The sequence below is a fragment of the Actinosynnema sp. NPDC023658 genome (assembly GCF_040639995.1).
Lineage (GTDB): Bacteria > Actinomycetota > Actinomycetes > Mycobacteriales > Pseudonocardiaceae > Actinosynnema.
On the sequence record NZ_JBFAAX010000563.1, the window covers coordinates 1 to 3,710 of the forward strand.

A 3,710-nucleotide genomic window follows, 5' to 3' on the forward strand; every position below is an offset into this window, starting at 1 on the left:
GCGACCCCGGCCGCCGCCTGGGTGTGACCGATGTTCGACTTCACCGACCCCAACCAGAGCGGTTCGGACCGGTCCTGGCCGTAGGTCGCCAGCAACGCCTGCGCCTCGATGGGATCACCCAACGTCGTGCCGGTGCCGTGAGCCTCCACGGCATCCACATCGGACGGTGACAGATCCGCGTTCGCCAACGCCTGACGGATCACCCGCTCCTGCGACGGACCGTTCGGCGCGGTGAGGCCGTTGGACGCACCGTCCTGGTTCACCGCACTGCCCCGCACCACCGCCAACACCCGATGACCACGCCGACGCGCGTCCGACAAACGCTCCAGCAGCACCAGACCCGCGCCCTCACCCCAACCGGTGCCGTCGGCGGAGGCGGAGAACGGCTTGCTGCGTCCGTCCGGTGCGAGCCCGCGCTGGCGGGAGAACTCGGTGAAGATGACCGGCGTGGCCATCACCGTGACACCGCCGGCCAGCGCCAGGTCGCACTCGCGCGACCGCAGGGCTTGCGCCGCCAGGTGGATCGCCACCAGCGACGACGAGCACGCCGTGTCGATCGACAGCGCCGGGCCGCGCAGGCCCAGGTGGTAGGCGACCCGGCCCGAGGTGACGCTGGTGGCCGTGCCGGTGACGAGGTAGCCCTCCACGTCTTCGGGCACCGGCGTGCCGACGGCGTACCCGGACGACCAGATGCCGGTGAACACGCCGGTCCGGCTGCCGTGCAACGAGGTGGGGTCGATGCCCGCGTGCTCGAACGTCTCCCACGCCGTCTCCAGCACCAGGCGCTGCTGCGGGTCCATCGCGATGGCCTCGCGGGGTGAGATCCCGAAGAACGCCGCGTCGAACCCACCCGCGTCGTCGAGGAATCCGCCCTGGGCGACGGCGCTCGTGCCGCCGCTGCGCAGCTCCGGGTCGTGCAGCCGGCCCAGGTCCCAACCGCGGTCGGTCGGGAAGCCGCCGATCGCGTCCACCTCGGCGGTGACCAGGCGCCACAGGTCGTCCGGCGACGTCACGCCACCGGGGAACCGGCACCCCATGCCCACGATGACGATCGGGTCGTCGTCCACCGCCTCCGCGACCACGTCCGGCACGTCGACCGCGCCGTCACGCAGGTGCGCCACGAGTTCGGCAGGCGTCGGGTGGTCGTAGATCAGCCCGGACGACAGGCGCAGGCCGAGCGCGCTGTTGATGCGGTCGCGCAGGGCGACGCCCATGACCGAGTCGAACCCGAGGTCCTTGAACGTGAGCGTGGGGTCGACGTCGGCGGCGTCGGTGTGCCCGAGGACGGCCGCGATGGCGGCGGTGACCTGGTCGGCGGGGTCGGCGGTCGGTTGCGCGGGCGGCGCGTCGGACGTGACGCCGCCCAACCAGTGCGAACGACGTTGGAACGCGTACGTAGGCAGGTCGACTTGCTTGGTAGCGGCAGGGAACGCGGCGGTGAAGTCGACGTGCCCACCGCTCACGAACACGCGTGCCACCGCGGACAGGAACTCCGCCCGGTCACCCCGGTCGCGGCGCACCGTCCCGGTGACGAGCGTCCCCCGCTCCAGCGCGGGCACGAGCACCGGGTGCGGGCTGATCTCCAGGAACACCGGGGCGCTCCCGGCCGGCAGTGCGCGGGTCGCCTGCTCGAACAGCACCGGTTCGCGCAGGTTCCGGTACCAGTAGGCGGCGTCGAGGCCGGCGGTGTCCATCACCTCGCCGGTCACCGTGGAGTGGAACGGGATGTGCCCGGACGACGGCCTGAGGTCGGCCAGGTCCGCGATCAGCCGGTCGCGGACGGCCTCGACCTGGGCGGAGTGGGCGGCGTAGTCCACCGGCAGCCGGCGGGCGCGGACCTCGTCGGCCTCGGCCGCCGCCAGCAGCTCACCCAGCGCGTCCGCCTCACCGGACACGACCACCGAGCCGGGCGCGTTGACCACCGCGACGGTCAGCCTCCCGCCCCACCGGGCCAGGTAGGTCGAGGCCCGGTCGGCGGACAGGCCGAGCGACACCATCCCGCCGCGACCGGAGATCGCGATCAAGGCCTTGCTCCGCAGCGCGACCACCCGGGCGGCATCGTCCAGCGACAGCGCGCCGGCGACGTGCGCGGCGGCGATCTCGCCCTGCGAGTGGCCGACGACCGCGTCCGGTTCGACGCCGACCGACTGCCACAACCGCGCCAGCGCCACCATCACGGCGAACAACGCGGGCTGCACTACGTCGACCCGGTCCAGGTCACCGCCGTTCAGCACCTCGACCAACGACCAGTCGACGTACGGGCTCAGCGCCCGCTCGCAGGCGTCCACCGCATCCCGGAACACCGGCTCGGACGCGTACAGCTCCCGCCCCATCCCGACCCACTGCGCACCCTGACCCGGGAACACGAACACGGTCCGGCCCACCGAACCCGCCACCCCGGACACCACGTCCGACCCGACGACCGCTGCCCGGTGCGGGAACCGGGCCCTCCCGGCCAGCTCGCCGGCGATCGCGGCGGCCGACACGTCCGGGTGAGTGAACGCGTACGCGCGCAACCGCTCGACCTGGGCGTGCAGGGAGGCCGCGGTCTTGGCGGTGACGAGCCACGGCACCGCCCGGTCCTCTCCGGGCTCGGCCACGACCTCCGGTGCCTGCTGGAGGACGACGTGCGCGTTGGTCCCACTGATGCCGAACGCGGACACCGCCGCCCGGCGCGGACGATCGGCGTCCGGCCACGGCACGGCGTCGGTCAGCAGCCGGACGTTGCCGGTCGTCCAGTCCACGTGCGGCGTCGGCTCGTCCACGTGCAGCGTCTTCGGCAGCACGCCGTGCCGCAGCGCCATCACCATCTTGATCAGTCCAGCCGCACCCGCCGCCGCCTGGGTGTGGCCGATGTTCGACTTCACCGACCCCAACCACAACGGCTCCGACCGGTCCCGGCCGTAAGTCGCCAGCAACGCCTGCGCCTCGATCGGATCACCCAACGTCGTACCGGTCCCGTGAGCCTCCACAGCGTCCACATCGGACGGTGACAGACTCGCGTTCGCCAACGCCTGCCGGATCACCCGCTCCTGCGACGGACCGTTCGGCGCGGTCAGGCCGTTCGACGCACCGTCCTGGTTGACGGCGGTCCCCCGGACCACGGCCAGCACGTGGTGACCGTGGCGGCGGGCGTCGGACAGGCGTTCCACCAGCAGCAGGCCCGCACCCTCGGCCCACCCCGCGCCGTCGGCGGACGCGGCGAAGGACTTGCTGCGCCCGTCCGGCGCGCTCGCGCCCTGCCGTGACATCTCGGTGAACAGCGACGGCGTGGCGTTGACCGTGACGCCGCCGGCGAGCGCGAGGTCGCACTCGCCGGATCGCAGCGCCTGCGCGGCCAGGTGCAGCGCGACCAGGGACGACGAGCAGCCGGTGTCCAGCGAGAGCGCCGGTCCGACCAGGCCGAGCAGGTAGGCGAGGCGGCCGGAGCCGATGCTGGTCGCCGTGCCGGTGACCTGGTAGCCCTCCAGGTCGTCGGGCACGGGTCCGGCGGCGTACCCGGTGGACCAGATGCCGGTGAACACGCCCGTCCGACTGCCTTGCAACGACGTCGGGTCGATGCCGGCCTGCTCGAACGTCTCCCAGGCCGTCTCCAGCAGCACCCGCTGCTGCGGGTCCATCGCCAACGCCTCGCGCGGCGAGATCCCGAAGAACGCCGCGTCGAACCCGGCCGCGTCACGCAGGAAGCCGCCCGACCGCGTGTAGCTGGT

The 3,710-nt window shown here is 73.0% G+C and carries 1 protein-coding gene; it reads right to left on the reverse strand.

Annotated features, from left to right (window positions below):
- On the reverse strand, positions 1–3,710 hold a 3,710-nt coding region (locus AB0G02_RS31185), incomplete at both ends, for a beta-ketoacyl synthase N-terminal-like domain-containing protein (protein ID WP_360801163.1).